Consider the following 13,652-nt stretch of genomic DNA (forward strand, 5'->3'; position numbering starts at 1 on the left):
CCTCAATCATCATAGCTATGCCCCGCCCTCAAGCCGTCGCGCACCCGGGCCGCAATCGCCAAAAACTCCGGCGTCTCGCGGATATCCAACGGCCGCTTCTTCGGCAGCGTCGATTCGATGATGTCGGTGACCCGGCCCGGGCGCGGCGACATGACGACGATGCGCGTCGACAGATACACCGCCTCGGGGATGGAATGGGTGACGAAGCAGATCGTCTTGTTCGTCCGCTCCCACAGTTCCAGCAATTGCTCGTTGAGATGGTCGCGCACGATCTCGTCCAGGGCGCCGAACGGTTCGTCCATCAAAAGCAGATCGGCGTCGAAGGCGAGCGCACGGGCGATCGATGCGCGCTGCTGCATGCCGCCGGAAAGCTGCCAAGGGTATTTCTTCTCGAATCCGGAGAGGTTGACGAGTTCCATTGTGCGCTTGATGCGCTCCGCCTGCTCGGCCCTGGACAGGCCGATGATCTCCAGCGGCAGCGCCACATTGCGTTCGATCGTGCGCCAGGGAAAAAGGGCGGCCGCCTGGAAGACATAACCATAGGCGCGTTTCTCGCGCGCCTGCTCCGGCGTCATGCCGTTGACCGAGATGGTGCCCGAGGTCGGCTTCTCCAGATCGGCGATGACGCGCAGCAAGGTGGTCTTGCCGCAGCCGGACGGGCCGATGAAGGAAACGAACTCGCCCTTGCCGATGGTGAGGTCGACATTGGAGAGCGCCTGGACCGGACCGTCATTGGTCTGAAAGGTGAGGCCAAGTTTGCTTGCCGAAACGACGGCTGGCGAGGTTCCCGTCATTTGCCGCAGCCTGCCTTTCGCAGCCGCTGCCGCGCAGGATGAAATGCCGTTGCATTTGCGTTGATGTTGTTTTCCACTCGTCCAATCCCCATCAATCGACGCCCGGAGCCTTGCCGATGTCGCCCAAACCCACCTGTCACCTTATCCGTCCTGAAAGCACTTATGAAGGCAAGCAGGGATTGACCTATTTTGCCGGCATCGCGGCGGAGTCCGTCGGTTCCTCCGGCATCTGCATGCACGTGCTCACCATGCCGCCCGGCGCCCGCGCCAAGGCGCACCTGCATGAAAGCCATGAAACGGCGATCTACGTGCTCTCCGGCGAGGTTCACACCTGGTATGGCGACCGGCTGGAGCACCACATCGTCGTCAAGGCCGGCGACCTCTTCTACATCCCCGCCGGCGTGCCGCATCTGCCGGCCAATCTGAGCAACGCGCCGTCGTCGGCCGTCATCGCCCGCACCGATCCCAACGAACAGGAAAGCGTCGTCCTGCTGCCGGAACTGGATGCTCTGGTCGCCTGACACCGACGGGATCGCCGTCATTTGCACAGCGCAACTTCCCCCATGACGTTGCCGTCCTCGTCGGCAATCGTCAGTCTCTTGGCGTTCTTGGCGCTGCGCTTGATGGTGAACTTGGTCGGCTCCGAGCCCTCTTCGCCTTCCGCCTCACATGTTGCCGTCACCACCAGCGACCCATCGGCCTGCGCCTGCTTGTCCGTGAAGGTGCAGGCGCTGGCGGCAGTGACCAATGCCTCGTCGGTCAACAGCAGCATCTGATCGGCGGCGACCTCCTGGCCGTTGCGGTTGATGCAGCCATATTTGTCACCGTAGGGTTTCGACAGGTCGATGCCTGCCGCGAAAGCCTGACCAGCACCCAGAACGGCAAGCACCGCGACAGAGAGACCAAAACCACGCACGCTCATTCCCCCAAATCCAAAATCACGAACAAGGCTGCAGCGGCCCCATCTCCTCAAGGCCGGGAATGGTCACGAAGAAACCACCCTCGCCGTCGTCGGTGACCACCACGGTTTCAGCCGTCGTCCCCGCCTCGCCCTCGGCGGAACAGGTCGCAGTTAGCGATTGCGTACCCGAAGCCGAGGTCAATTGCTGCGCAAACCGGCAGCCGCTGCCATAGGTCTCGATGCCCTCCGCGGTCAGCACGATGTAGTCGTCGCGGTCCTGATAACCGGCCTTTGCGACGACGCAGCCGGCATCGTTGCCCCAGGAGCCAACCAGCACGCTGGCCGCTTCTGCCGGACCGGCGATGACGGTCGCCGCGACCAACGAGATGAGCGCTGCGGAATTCGGCAACCTCAGACCCCCGTCGCCGGAATGCCGGTGCGTTCCACTTTGCGTGGCGCGGTAATGTCCTTCCAGGTCGACAGCGCCCGGTTGACCGCCGCGTTCGGTTCACGGGCGACGAACTCGCCATGGCCGGGCTTGGCCTTGACCTCGGCTTCCTCGATCGACAGTTCACCGCGCGAGAAGACGAAGCGCGGCAGGCCGGTCACCTCGAAACCTTCGAAGACGTTGTAGTCGATCACCGATTGCTGCTTTTTCGAGGTGATCTTCTTCTTGCGCTTCGGGTCCCACACGACGATGTCGGCATCCGCGCCTTCGACGATGGCGCCCTTCTTCGGATACATGTTGAGTATCTTGGCGATGTTGGTCGAGGTTACCGCGACGAACTCGTTCATCGTCAGCCGTCCGGTGTTGACGCCTGTGGTCCACAGCATCGGCAAGCGATCCTCGAGCCCGCCGGTGCCATTCGGGATCTTGGTGAAATCGCCGACGCCGTTGCGCTTCTGCTTGGTAGTGAAGGCGCAATGGTCGGTCGCCACCACTTGCAGCGAACCGGCCTGTAGGCCGGCCCACAGCGAATCCTGGTGCAATTTGTTGCGGAAGGGCGGGCTCATCACGCGGCGCGCCGCATGGTCCCAGTCCTTGTTGAAATATTCGCTCTCGTCGAGTGTCAGATGCTGGATCAGCGGCTCGCCGAAGACGCGCATGCCTTTCTGCCGTGCCCGGCGGATGGCCTCATGCGCCTGCTCGCAGGAGACATGCACGACATAGAGCGGCACGCCGGCCATATCGGCGATCATGATGGCGCGGTTGGTCGCCTCGCCTTCCACTTCCGGCGGGCGCGAATAGGCATGCCCCTCCGGGCCGTTGTTGCCGGCGGCGAGCAGCTTCTGCGATAGTGCGGCGACCACGTCGCCGTTCTCGGCATGAACCAGCGGCAGCGCGCCGAGGTCGGCGCAGCGCTGGAACGACGCATACATCTCGTCGTCGTCGACCATCAGCGCACCCTTGTAGGCCATGAAATGCTTGAACGAGGTGATGCCTTTGTCGACGACGGTGGCCATCTCGTCGAACACCTGCTTGCCCCACCAGGTGATCGCCATGTGGAAGGAATAATCGCAGGACGCCTTCGACGTCTTGTTGTCCCACATCTGCAAGGCTTCGAGCAGCGACTGCTTCGGCGACGGCAGGCAGAAATCGACGACCATCGTCGTGCCGCCGGAAAGCGCTGCGCGCGTACCGGACTCGAAATCATCGGCCGAATAAGTGCCCATGAACGGCATTTCGAGATGGGTATGCGGGTCGATGCCGCCCGGCATGACGTAGCAGCCGGTGGCGTCGTACTCATGATCGCCATGCAGGTCCGAGCCGATGGCGACGATCTTGCCGTGCCGCATCAGCACATCGGCCTTCCAGGTGCGGTCGGCGGTGACGATGGTGCCGTTTCGGATGACTTTGGTCATTTTCGTGTTCCCTTGTTCTTGCCGCGCTTCTTTGTGAGCGTCGTTTGAATCCAGATTTTTAGTTCACGCCACGATCCCCGCTGTCTCCACCACCGCGTGGAACAGCACGTCGGCGCCGGCGCCGGCCCATTCCTTGGTGATTTCCTCGGCCTCGTTGTGTGACAACCCGTCAACGCAGGGGCACATCACCATGGCGGTTGGTGCAACACGGTTGATCCAGCAGGCATCATGGCCGGCGCCGGAGACGATGTTGCGGTGGGTATAGCCGAGGCGATCGGCGGCGTCGCGGATCGCCTTGACGCAACCGGCATCGAAGGTCACCGGGTCGAAGGCGCCGACCTGCTCGACCTTGTACTGGATGTCGAGCGCCTCACAGATCGTGTCGATGCCTTCGCGGACGCGGCCGTCCATCGCGTCCAGCACTTCCTTCTCGGGCGAGCGGATGTCGATGGTGAAGACGGTGCGGCCGGCAATAATGTTGCGCGAGTTGGGAAACACCTCCATGTGGCCGACAGCACCGACGGCGTCGGGCTGGTAGTCCATGGCGATCTCGTGCACCAGGTCGATCACGCGCGCCATGCCGAGCCCGGCATTGCGGCGTTTGGGCATCGGCGTCGAGCCGGTATGCGCCTCCTTGCCGGTCAGCGTCACCTGCAGCCACTTCAGGCCCTGGCCATGGGTGACGACGCCGATGTCGATGCCTTCATCCTCGAGGATCGGCCCCTGCTCGATATGCAATTCGAAGAAGGCGTGGATCTTGCGATCGCCGACCTTCTCGGTGCCTTTCCAGCCGATTCGCTCCAGTTCCTCGCCGAATTTTTTTCCCTGTTTATCGGTGTGCTGATACACGTCCGCCTGCTCCAGCACGCCAGCGAACACGCCGGACGCCATCATCGCCGGCGCAAAGCGCGAGCCTTCCTCGTTGGTCCAGTTGGTGACGACGATCGGATGCCTGGTGGTGATGCCGAGATCGTTGAGCGAACGGATGATCTCCAGCCCGCCGAGCACGCCAAGCACGCCGTCATATTTGCCGCCGGTCGGCTGCGTGTCGAGATGGCTGCCGACATAGACCGGCGGCAGGCTGGGATCGGCGCCTTCCCGGCGGGCGAACATGGTACCCATCTCGTCGAGGCCCATCTCAAGCCCGGCGGCCTCGCACCAGCGCTTGAACAGATGCCGGCCCTCGCCATCCTCGTCGGTCACGGTCTGGCGATTGTTGCCGCCAGCAATGCCGGGGCCAATCTTCGCCATCTCCATGATGGAATCCCACAAACGGTCTGAATTGATTCGCAGATTCTCGCCTGGGGCGGCCATTCAAAGTCTCTCCAATTGCACAGCGTCCCCCTCCCCCTCGAGGGGAGGGTGGCCGCGAAGCGGTCGGGTGGGGTCGCCCGCGACGCGCGCGACCTTCTCTTTGACCACCTGCGCCACATGCCAAGCGCTGTTTATGACATCGGGTTCGTCAACGCGAAAGATATCGTACCCGAGCGACCGCAGGTAATTATCGCGGACGGCGTCGTGCAGCTTGCCCTTCTCATGTTCGTGCATGTCGCCATCGACCTCAACGATCAGCTTCACAGCCAGGCAGGCAAAGTCGACGATGTACGGCCCGATGGGGCACTGGCGACGAAACTTGATGCCGACCGATTTGAAATCGCGCAATTCATACCAGAGCAGATTTTCGCCCTTGGTCGCGTGAACTCGAAGCGCGCGCGCTTTTTGACGCATTTCGAAGCTCACGCGAGTGCGAGGCATCAGCGGCAGCCTCCCAGCAAAAGACCAGGTCGGCGCGCTGCACCGAGGACCCCACCCGGCCGCTTCGCGGCCACCCTCCCCTCGAGGGGGAGGGATATCCGCGCCCAGATCTTCAATCTATCGCCCTCAGCACTTCACGCACATGGTCGATCAATTCATTGATCTGGCCCTTGGTGATGATCAGCGGCGGCGACAGCGCGATGATGTCGCCGGTGGTGCGGATCAGCGCGCCGCGCTCGAACGCCTTGACGAAGGCCGAGAAGGCCCGCTTGGTCGGGCTGCCGGCGATCGGCGCCAGTTCGATCGCGCCGATCAGGCCGATGTTCCTGATGTCGATGACATGCGGCTCGCCCTTCAGCGAATGCAGCGCGTCTTCCCAGTAAGGCGCCAGCTCCTCGCCACGGGTGAGCAGGCCCTCTTCCTTGTAGGTGTCGAGCGTACCGAGTGCGGCGGCGCATGCGATCGGATTGCCCGAATAGGTATAGCCATGGAAGAACTCGATCATGTGCTCGGGGCCGGTCATGAAGGCGTCGTGGATTTCCTTCTTCACGAACACCGCGCCCATCGGGATGACGCCGTTGGAAACGCCCTTGGCGGTGGTCATGATGTCGGGCGTGACGCCAAAGTAGTCGGCGGCAAACGGCGCGCCGAGGCGGCCGAAACCGGTGATGACCTCGTCGAAGATCAACAGGATGCCGTGCTTGGTGCAGATTTCGCGAAGCTTCTGCAGATAGCCCTTCGGCGGCAGGATGACGCCGGTGGAACCGGCGACCGGCTCGACGATGACGGCGGCGATGGTCGAGGCGTCATGCAGGGTAACGATGCGCTCCAGTTCATTGGCAAGCTCCGCGCCATATTCCGGCACGCCCTTGGAGAAGGCGTTCTTTTCCGGCAGATGCGTGTGCGGCATATGGTCGACGCCACCGAGCAGCGTGCCGAACATCTTGCGGTTGCTGACAATGCCGCCGACCGAAATGCCGCCGAAATTGACGCCGTGATAGCCGCGCTCGCGGCCGATCAGCCGGGTGCGCGCGCCCTCGCCCTTCACGCGGTGATAGGCGATCGCCATCTTCAGCGCCGTGTCGACCGATTCCGAGCCGGAATTGGTGAAGAAGACATGGTCCATGCCCTTGGGCGCGATGTCGACCAGGCGGTTGGCCAGTTCGAACACGATGGGGTGGCCCATCTGGAAGGCCGGCGCATAGTCGAGTTCGGCGGCCTGATGCTGAATCGCCTCTGTGATCTTCGGCCGGCAATGGCCGGCGTTGACGCACCATAGACCCGCGGTGCCGTCGAGCACCTTGCGGCCATCGCTGGTGGTGTAGTGCATGTCCTTGGCGGACACGAACATGCGTGGCGCCTGTTTGAACTGCCGGTTTGCCGTGAACGGCATCCAGAATGCGCTGAGATCGTTCGGCGTGACTTTCAGCCGGTTGGACATGACCAAGACTTCCCCTTGTAACCTGTTTCGGTGCGGCTAACGCTTGGTCTTTCCAACGCTTGGTCTTTGCTGCGTTTTCATGCTACGCAAATTTTGACCGATTGGACAAACGTTAGCACCGCCCTGTCGGCGGTCAAGGGATTACTAGCGGAAATGCGGCCTCCGAAGTGCGCTCCACGGCTCAGGGAAAAACTGGTCCAGAGAATTGGTCCAGATGACCCGCGCGACCAAGGCTTGGCCGTATGACCGACGCCATGGAAGGCTCCGCTCCTCGCCGCACCCGCATCCAGCAGGAAAAGCGCGAACTGATCCTGGAAGCGGCCCTCGAAGTCTTTTCCACCAACGGCTTTCGCGGCTCGACCATCGACCAGATCGCCGAAGCCGCGGGAATGTCGAAGCCGAACCTGCTCTATTATTTCCGCCGCAAGGAAGACATTCACGAAACGCTGATGGAGCGGCTGCTGGCGACCTGGCTGGCGCCGCTGCGTGAACTCGACGATATCGGCGATCCCCTGACCGAACTCAGGAACTACATCAGGCGCAAGCTTGAAATGGCGCGCGATTTTCCCAGGGAAAGCCGGCTGTTCGCCAACGAGATTTTGCAGGGCGCGCCGCGCATCATGCCGCTTTTGGAAGGCGAGCTGAAAACGCTGGTCGACGAAAAGGCCAATGTCATCAAGGGCTGGATGCGCACCGGGAAGATCGCCCGTACCGATCCCTGGCACCTGATCTTCTCGATCTGGGCGACGACCCAGCATTACGCCGATTTCGACGTCCAGGTCCGCGCCGTGCTCGGCGCCGACCGCGGCGGCGACGGCCGCTTCGAGGACGCGGCGCGATTTCTCGAGCAGTTGTTCATTGATGGGCTGAAGCCGAAAGGATAGTGCCTAGTCGAAGGAGGCAAGCAGCGCTTACCAATCGTCCGGTTTTGCTGATCGTGGAGATTGGTCGAGGCACTCGTGACTTCGTCATCCACGGGCGGAGCAAGGAGCGTAGCGACGCGGCGCAGACCCGAGGATCCATGCCGTGACGTCAAAGCGCCGCTACGGTTCAGAATTCTGCACCGCTGTACTCCACGGCCAAGGTAACGGAATGGATCCTCGGGTCTCCGCGTTCGCTTCGCTCCCGCTCCGCCCGAGGATGACGAAGTCGGAGGGGTGCCGCCACCCAACCTTACGCGCTGCGACGCTCCACCGGCATCGCATCCAGCAATGTCTGCAGCTTCGCAACCGAATTCTGCTCGGCCAGCGGCGTGTAGACGATCAGTTTCATATCCGAGCCGTCGTCGATCGAAAGGCTCATATGCTCAAACGCCATCGCGCCGGCGATCGGGTGGCGCAGATACTTCTTGCCGGACAGACGATGCACCACATCGCGCTGCGGCCACCATTCGCGGAATTCCGGGCTGGAGCGCATCATCAGCGCAATCAGCCGGTCGAAGTCCGGATCGCCGGTGTATTTCGCACTCTCGGCGCGAAACGCGGCAAGGGTGGCGCGCGCCAGTTGTTCCCAATCGACCAGCAAATGGCGCCGGCGCGGATCGGTGAACACGCCATGGAGGATGTTGCGGGCATCGCCCTCCAACAGACCGTAGTCGCCGAAAATGGCAACGGCCCCGGCATTCCACGCCAGCACATCCCAGCGCGGCCCGACAATATAGGCCGGCTGCAGGACCAGGCTCTGCAGCATGTGCAGGAGTGGACCTTCGACCACGACCGGAGTGATGCGCCGCCGCTCGGGCTGCTGGCGGCCGGCCAGCGTGAACAAATGCCGCTTCTCGGCGGCGTCGAGGCGCAAGGCCTCGCAAAGCGCCGTCAGCACCTCGACGGAAGGCCGCACGTCCCTGCCCTGCTCCAGCCAGGTGTACCAGGTCGTGCCGACACCGGCGATCATCGCCACCTCTTCGCGGCGCAGACCGGGCGTGCGCCGCCTGGCACCGGCCGCGATGCCGATGGCAGACGGCGAAAGCCTTTCGCGGCGTGAGCGCAGGAAGGCGCCAAGTTCGCGCCGGCGGCTGTCTTCGGGTGATGGTACGGAAACATCCATGGGTTCAGTATAGCAGTATCGATACCAGGATAAAGTTTGAACTGTTTGCGGCGCGCCGATCGCCCCATCTTGTTATCCAGAGCGAATATGGAGGCTCTCCGACATGGACCTGAAAGACAAGACGATCCTCATCACCGGCTCGACCGACGGCGTCGGCCGCGTCGTCGCGCAACGGCTTGGCGCCGGCGGCGCGCGCGTGCTGGTGCATGGCCGCGATGCCGCGCGCGGCAAGGCCGCCGTCGCCGAAATCGAAGCCGCCGGCGGCAAGGCCGAGTTCCTCGCCGCCGACCTCGCTTCGCTGGCCGAAGTTCGCCGTCTCGCTGAGGCCGTGCTTGCGAGAACCAACCGGCTCGACATCCTCATCAACAATGCCGGCATCGGTACCGCCGGCGCCAAGCGACAGCTCAGCGCCGACGGCTTCGAACTGCGCTTTGCAGTCAATTATCTCGCCGGTTTCCTGCTGACGTCGGAGCTGCTGCCGCTGCTCAAGGCGAGTTCGCCATCGCGCATCGTCAACGTCGCCTCGGCCGGCCAGCAAGCGATCGATTTCGGCGATGTCATGCTGACCCGCTCCTATGACGGCGTGCGCGCCTACTGCCAGAGCAAGCTGGCGCAGATCCTGTTCACCATCGACCTGGCCGAGGAGCTGAAGGGCAGCGGCGTCACCGTCAACGCCCTGCATCCGGCGAGCTACATGAACACCACCATGGTCCGACAGGCCGGCGTGACGCCATGGAGTTCGGTCGAGACCGGCGCCGACGCCATCCTCAACCTCGCGACATCGCCCGCCCTTGAAGGCCGCAGCGGCCTCTATTTCGACGGCCAAAAGGAATCGCGCGCCGATGCGCAAGCCTATGACGCGAAGGCGCGAGAACAATTGTGGGCTCTAAGCCTCGACCTCGTCGGCCAAGCCTCCGCAAAATCGAAGGAACAGCATTCATGACCAGCAACATCCAACACACAATCATCATCGGCGGCTCGTCCGGCATCGGCCTGGCGACCGCGCGCAAACTGCTCGGCCCGGGCATGAAGGTCACCATAACCGGCCGAAATACGGAAAAACTCACCAGCGCCTGGAAGAGCCTCGGCGGCGCCGCCGAAAAAGCTGCCTTCGATGCTTCGAAGCCGGACGAAGTACGCCAATTCTTTAGCGACCTCGGACCCTTCGACCACCTTGTGCTGGCTGCCAGCGGCGGCAAGGGGCTTGGCCCGTTCGCAAGCCTCGACCTTGCCGACGTCGCCGGTGGCGTCGACGAGAAAGTCCGGCCGCAGCTGTCTTGCCTGCAGGCGGCTTTGCCGACGCTCAACAAATCGGGATCGGTCACCTTCATATCGGCGGTGTCGGCGCAACTGACCGCGCCCGGCGTTGCCGGCATCGCCGCCGTCAACGGCATGCTGCTGACCGTGGTGCCAATCCTCGCGGTCGAGCTGAAGCCGCTGCGCGTCAATGTCGTCGCGCCCGGCGTCATCGACACACCGTGGTGGGACTTTTTGCCTGACGACCAGCGGCAGGCGGTCTTTGCCGACTATGCCGACAAGACCCCTGTCGGCAGGATCGGCCACGCCGAGGATGTCGCCGGCGCGATCGCCTTCCTCGTCTCCAACGGCTTCATGACCGGCCAGGTGCTGACCTGCGATGGTGGTTTGCGCTTTGCGGCGTAAACTTACAGCGACTGCGCGATCAGCGTCAGAAAACCGCCGGCCAGCGCGACATTGCCGACGAAGCCGTTGATGCGCGATGCCCGGTCCGGGCCCTGATGGTCCCAGAAATTATGGAACATCGGCGTGGCGGCGATGAGAAACAGCACCAGCACAGCACTTGCGACCGCGGTCCACACACCTGCCATCACCAGCGCGCCGGCAATGGTCTGCAGGACGATGCCGGCCCACAGCGCCAGCTTGGCCTCCGGCACGCCGCGCGCGGCCATTAGCCCGGTCAGGAAGGTCTCGTTCTGAACATTGCGCAGGCCGGCGACGACGAAGGCGCCGCCGAGCAACAGGCGGCCGAGAAACAACAAGGTCAAAGGCAAATCGACAGGCACAAAACTCTCCCCTTAAAAACAGTTGGAGCGCCGCCCTGTCGACGACGCTCCATGGATAAACCGGACGGTCAGGCTGCTTTGGCGGCCGGCATCGGGTGAATGGCATGGAACGGTATGCAGAGCCGGTTCCAGGTGTTGATCATGCCGATCGCAACCGACAGCTTGACCAGTTCCTCTTCCGAGAAATGCGCGAGCGTGCGGGCATAGAGCTCGTCCGACACGCCATTGTTGGCGATCAAGGTCGTCGCCTCGGTCCAGGCCAAGGCCGCCCGTTCGCGCTCGGAAAACAGCGGCGATTCCTTCCAGGCTGCGACCAGGTAGAGCCGCGTCTCGGTCTCGCCGTCGCGCCGCGCCTCGCGGCTGTGCATCTCGACGCAGTAGGAACAGCCATTGATCTGCGAAGCCCTGAGCTTGATCAAATGCAGCAGGCCCACTTCCAGCCCGCATTCGTCGACCGCCTTGTTGAGCGCCGACACCGCCTTCATGATTTCCGGCGCCTTGGCGAAGAATTGCAGTCTCTGTTTCATCGTCTTTCCTTTCACGTCTCTCTGGCGAGGATTAAACTTGCTTGGTCGAAGCGGATTTCTGCGGCCGCTGATGGCGCGCCACAAAGGCGCAGCTGGCGGCGATCGATCTCGGATCGCCTTCTGCCTGGTAGTCAGCCACGATGTCGGACAACCGGGTTTCCGCGAGAGCCGCGCGATAGGCGCGCTCGGCCTTCAGCATCGCGGCGTTGATGCCGCACAGTTTTACATAGGCGGACGCGTCGAGCTTGACCGGCCCGTTGCGGCGGATCTCGCCGCAGCGAAACGCCGGCTCCCGCCCTTCGATCGCCAGCACGATATCGAGCAGCGTGATGCGCTCGGCCGGCCGCGCCAGCCGGTAACCGCCCGCCGGCCCGAGTACCGATTCCAGGATGCGCTCGGCCGTCAGCATGTTGAGATGCTTCAAGAGATAGCTCGGCGACAGGCCGAAAGACTCCGCCAAGGCAGCGCCCGGCATGGTGCTGTTGCCCTCCACGCTGGCCAGCGTGGCCGCACAATGGATGGCCGCCTCAACGCCCTCGCCCAGCTTCATAGTGGTGACATCCAATTCATGGATATTTTATATCGTGGATAAATTTTATCTGCAATAGGAAAATGGAGAATTTCACGTGTTCGTGACGATGTTATTCATTGTGCCAACGGTGGTGTGGAGAGCTAAAGGAATTCTCCGCGCATAGACTCGAAGTTGGCGCTGCCCTTCATTGCCCTGCCGGGCATTTCTCCCCGTAAACGGGGCGAAAGATGCCGTCATCGATGATTTCGCCAATTACTGACGGCGCAGGAAAAGGCGACAGCGGCCGTGCAATTGCCTTCTCCCGTTCACGGGGAGAAGGTGCCCGAAGGGCGGATGAGGGGCGGCGCTGACCTCTGAAATCCAAGCGTTGCGCACATGCAAAATCGCCCGATGCGGATGCACAGGGCGATTAAGCTACCGCAAAGAAGAACCTACTCCGCGGCCACCTTGGCCATGGGGTTGTTCGGATGCGTCGTCCAGTTGGCGTAGACCGGCGACACCGGCTTGCCGGTGCGCTGGTCCATCACGCCTGCGGCCAGCGGCTCCATGGTGATGCAGTTTTCCACCGGACAGACATTGACGCACAGATTGCAGCCGACGCATTCGGCCTCGATCACCTCGAAGTGCCTGACGCCGTCGACCATGTTGGTGATCGCCTGGTGCGAGGTGTCCTCGCAGGCGATGTGGCAGCGGCCGCATTTGATGCAGGCGTCCTGGTCGATATGTGCCTTGGCGACATAATTGAGGTTGAGATACTGCCAGTCGGTGACGTTGGGCGTGGCGCGGCCGATAATGTCGTCGAGCGAGGCATGGCCCTTCTCGTCCATCCAGTTTTCCAGACCGGCGATCATCTCCTGCACGATCTTGAAGCCGTAGGTCATCGCCGCCGTGCACACCTGCACATTGCCGGCGCCGAGCGCCATGAATTCGGCGGCGTCGCGCCAGGTGGTGATGCCGCCAATGCCGGAGATCGGCAGACCGTGGGTTTCGGGGTCGCGGGCGATCTCGGCCACCATGTTCATGGCGATCGGCTTCACCGCCGGGCCGCAATAGCCGCCATGCGAGCCTTTGCCGTCGATGGTCGGCTGCGGCGCGAAACTATCGAGGTCGACACCGGTGATCGAGTTGATGGTGTTGATCAGCGACACCGCGTCGGTGCCGCCGGCAAGTGCCGCGCGCGCTGGCTTGCGCACGTCGGTTATGTTTGGCGTCAGCTTGGTGATGACGGGCATGCGGGTGTTGGCCTTGCACCAGCGCACCACCATTTCGATGTATTCCGGCACCTGGCCGACAGCCGCACCCATGCCCCGCTCCGACATGCCGTGCGGGCAACCGAAATTGAGCTCGATGCCGTCGGCCTCGGTCTCCTCGACCACCGGCAGGATCGCCTTCCAGCTTTCCTCGACGCACGGCACCATCAGCGAGACGACGATGGCGCGGTCGGGCCAGTCCTTCTTGACCTGCTTGATCTCGCGCAGATTGACCTGCAGATCGCGGTCGGTGATCAGTTCGATATTGTTGAGGCCGAGCAGGCGGCGGTCGGCGCCCCAGATCGCGCCGTAGCGCGGGCCGTTGACGTTGACCACCGGCGGGCCTTCTTCGCCGAGCGTCTTCCAGACCACACCGCCCCAGCCAGCTTTGAAGGCGCGGATGACATTATACGCCTTGTCGGTCGGCGGCGCCGAAGCCAGCCAGAACGGATTGGGCGATTTGATGCCGACGAAATTGTTGCGGATGTCAGCCATGACAGG

At 62.8% G+C, this 13,652-nt stretch carries 16 protein-coding genes; 4 read left to right on the plus strand and 12 right to left on the minus strand.

What is annotated here, in order from left to right; translation table 11 throughout:
• Nucleotides 1-2: 2 nt before the first annotated feature.
• Complete coding sequence (locus AC04SG_RS25980) at nucleotides 3-794, minus strand: ABC transporter ATP-binding protein (protein ID WP_112560334.1); 792 nt, start codon at nucleotides 792-794, stop codon at nucleotides 3-5.
• A gap of 116 nt (nucleotides 795-910) precedes the next feature.
• On the opposite strand from AC04SG_RS25980, the gene AC04SG_RS25985 reads away from it, so the two are divergent.
• Complete coding sequence (locus AC04SG_RS25985) at nucleotides 911-1,315, plus strand: cupin domain-containing protein (RefSeq protein ID WP_112560333.1); 405 nt, start codon at nucleotides 911-913, stop codon at nucleotides 1,313-1,315.
• Nucleotides 1,316-1,332: 17 nt separating this feature from the next.
• Here AC04SG_RS25985 and AC04SG_RS25990 read toward each other — a convergent pair whose 3' ends face one another.
• From AC04SG_RS25990 to aptA, 6 genes are all read right to left on the minus strand, one after another.
• On the minus strand, nucleotides 1,333-1,716 hold the full coding sequence (locus tag AC04SG_RS25990; RefSeq protein WP_488553373.1) for a hypothetical protein: 384 nt from the start codon (nucleotides 1,714-1,716) through the stop codon (nucleotides 1,333-1,335).
• Between the two features lie 16 nt (nucleotides 1,717-1,732).
• Nucleotides 1,733-2,104, minus strand: coding sequence for a hypothetical protein (locus AC04SG_RS25995; protein ID WP_488553374.1), 372 nt, complete (start codon nucleotides 2,102-2,104; stop codon nucleotides 1,733-1,735).
• Between the two features lie 2 nt (nucleotides 2,105-2,106).
• Nucleotides 2,107-3,558, minus strand: a complete 1,452-nt coding sequence (hydA, locus tag AC04SG_RS26000; RefSeq protein WP_488553375.1) for a dihydropyrimidinase — start codon at nucleotides 3,556-3,558, stop codon at nucleotides 2,107-2,109.
• Between the two features lie 63 nt (nucleotides 3,559-3,621).
• Entirely contained in the window at nucleotides 3,622-4,872 is a 1,251-nt protein-coding gene (locus AC04SG_RS26005) for a Zn-dependent hydrolase (RefSeq protein WP_488553376.1), read from the minus strand.
• Nucleotides 4,873-5,313, minus strand: a complete 441-nt coding sequence (locus AC04SG_RS26010; RefSeq protein WP_192258505.1) for an endonuclease domain-containing protein — start codon at nucleotides 5,311-5,313, stop codon at nucleotides 4,873-4,875.
• A gap of 112 nt (nucleotides 5,314-5,425) precedes the next feature.
• On the minus strand, nucleotides 5,426-6,754 hold the full coding sequence (gene aptA, locus AC04SG_RS26015) for an omega-aminotransferase AptA (RefSeq protein ID WP_192258506.1): 1,329 nt from the start codon (nucleotides 6,752-6,754) through the stop codon (nucleotides 5,426-5,428).
• A 254-nt stretch (nucleotides 6,755-7,008) separates the two neighbouring features.
• Between aptA and AC04SG_RS26020 the strand changes: the two genes are divergently transcribed.
• Nucleotides 7,009-7,638 carry a TetR family transcriptional regulator C-terminal domain-containing protein gene (locus AC04SG_RS26020; RefSeq protein WP_488553418.1) on the plus strand — a complete coding sequence of 210 codons (630 nt, stop codon included), beginning with the start codon at nucleotides 7,009-7,011 and terminating at the stop codon, nucleotides 7,636-7,638.
• Nucleotides 7,639-7,927: 289 nt separating this feature from the next.
• Here the strand turns inward: AC04SG_RS26020 and AC04SG_RS26025 are convergent, their stop codons facing one another.
• A complete protein-coding gene (locus tag AC04SG_RS26025) occupies nucleotides 7,928-8,800 on the minus strand; it encodes a helix-turn-helix transcriptional regulator (RefSeq protein WP_488553377.1) in 873 nt (290 codons plus the stop codon).
• Nucleotides 8,801-8,903: 103 nt separating this feature from the next.
• On the opposite strand from AC04SG_RS26025, the gene AC04SG_RS26030 reads away from it, so the two are divergent.
• Together AC04SG_RS26030 and AC04SG_RS26035 are read left to right on the plus strand one after the other, a co-directional pair.
• Complete coding sequence (locus AC04SG_RS26030) at nucleotides 8,904-9,743, plus strand: SDR family oxidoreductase (RefSeq protein ID WP_488553378.1); 840 nt, start codon at nucleotides 8,904-8,906, stop codon at nucleotides 9,741-9,743.
• Nucleotides 9,740-10,462: an SDR family oxidoreductase gene (locus tag AC04SG_RS26035; protein WP_488553379.1), complete on the plus strand. Its 723-nt coding sequence runs from the start codon at nucleotides 9,740-9,742 to the stop codon at nucleotides 10,460-10,462. Before AC04SG_RS26030 ends, AC04SG_RS26035 begins: the two co-directional genes overlap by 4 nt.
• Nucleotides 10,463-10,464: 2 nt before the next feature.
• Here AC04SG_RS26035 and AC04SG_RS26040 read toward each other — a convergent pair whose 3' ends face one another.
• The 4 genes from AC04SG_RS26040 to preA form a co-directional block, all read right to left on the minus strand.
• Nucleotides 10,465-10,842 carry a DoxX family protein gene (locus AC04SG_RS26040; protein ID WP_488553380.1) on the minus strand — a complete coding sequence of 126 codons (378 nt, stop codon included), beginning with the start codon at nucleotides 10,840-10,842 and terminating at the stop codon, nucleotides 10,465-10,467.
• Between the two features lie 68 nt (nucleotides 10,843-10,910).
• Nucleotides 10,911-11,369 (minus strand): carboxymuconolactone decarboxylase family protein, encoded by a 459-nt coding sequence (locus AC04SG_RS26045; protein WP_112560322.1) that lies wholly within the window; start codon nucleotides 11,367-11,369, stop codon nucleotides 10,911-10,913.
• Nucleotides 11,370-11,400: 31 nt separating this feature from the next.
• Entirely contained in the window at nucleotides 11,401-11,919 is a 519-nt protein-coding gene (locus AC04SG_RS26050) for an RrF2 family transcriptional regulator (RefSeq protein ID WP_488553381.1), read from the minus strand.
• Between the two features lie 413 nt (nucleotides 11,920-12,332).
• The gene (gene preA, locus AC04SG_RS26055; protein WP_203278735.1) at nucleotides 12,333-13,646 is read right to left on the minus strand and encodes an NAD-dependent dihydropyrimidine dehydrogenase subunit PreA; all 1,314 of its coding nucleotides are present in this window, start codon (nucleotides 13,644-13,646) and stop codon (nucleotides 12,333-12,335) included.
• Between the last annotated feature and the right edge of the window lie 6 nt (nucleotides 13,647-13,652).

The organism is Mesorhizobium sp. CNPSo 4684, from assembly GCF_057784315.1.

Coding starts and splice junctions, on each gene's coding strand:
- aptA (WP_192258506.1), bottom strand. CDS start 6,754: ATGTCCAACCGGCTGAAAGTCACGCCGAACGATCTCAGCGCATTCTGG.
- AC04SG_RS25980 (WP_112560334.1), bottom strand. CDS start 794: ATGACGGGAACCTCGCCAGCCGTCGTTTCGGCAAGCAAACTTGGCCTC.
- AC04SG_RS26045 (WP_112560322.1), bottom strand. CDS start 11,369: ATGAAACAGAGACTGCAATTCTTCGCCAAGGCGCCGGAAATCATGAAG.
- AC04SG_RS26050 (WP_488553381.1), bottom strand. CDS start 11,919: ATGAAGCTGGGCGAGGGCGTTGAGGCGGCCATCCATTGTGCGGCCACG.
- AC04SG_RS25990 (WP_488553373.1), bottom strand. CDS start 1,716: ATGAGCGTGCGTGGTTTTGGTCTCTCTGTCGCGGTGCTTGCCGTTCTG.
- AC04SG_RS26005 (WP_488553376.1), bottom strand. CDS start 4,872: ATGGCCGCCCCAGGCGAGAATCTGCGAATCAATTCAGACCGTTTGTGG.
- preA (WP_203278735.1), bottom strand. CDS start 13,646: ATGGCTGACATCCGCAACAATTTCGTCGGCATCAAATCGCCCAATCCG.
- hydA (WP_488553375.1), bottom strand. CDS start 3,558: ATGACCAAAGTCATCCGAAACGGCACCATCGTCACCGCCGACCGCACC.
- AC04SG_RS26010 (WP_192258505.1), bottom strand. CDS start 5,313: ATGCCTCGCACTCGCGTGAGCTTCGAAATGCGTCAAAAAGCGCGCGCG.
- AC04SG_RS26030 (WP_488553378.1), top strand. CDS start 8,904: ATGGACCTGAAAGACAAGACGATCCTCATCACCGGCTCGACCGACGGC.
- AC04SG_RS26020 (WP_488553418.1), top strand. CDS start 7,009: ATGGAAGGCTCCGCTCCTCGCCGCACCCGCATCCAGCAGGAAAAGCGC.
- AC04SG_RS26035 (WP_488553379.1), top strand. CDS start 9,740: ATGACCAGCAACATCCAACACACAATCATCATCGGCGGCTCGTCCGGC.
- AC04SG_RS26025 (WP_488553377.1), bottom strand. CDS start 8,800: ATGGATGTTTCCGTACCATCACCCGAAGACAGCCGCCGGCGCGAACTT.
- AC04SG_RS25985 (WP_112560333.1), top strand. CDS start 911: ATGTCGCCCAAACCCACCTGTCACCTTATCCGTCCTGAAAGCACTTAT.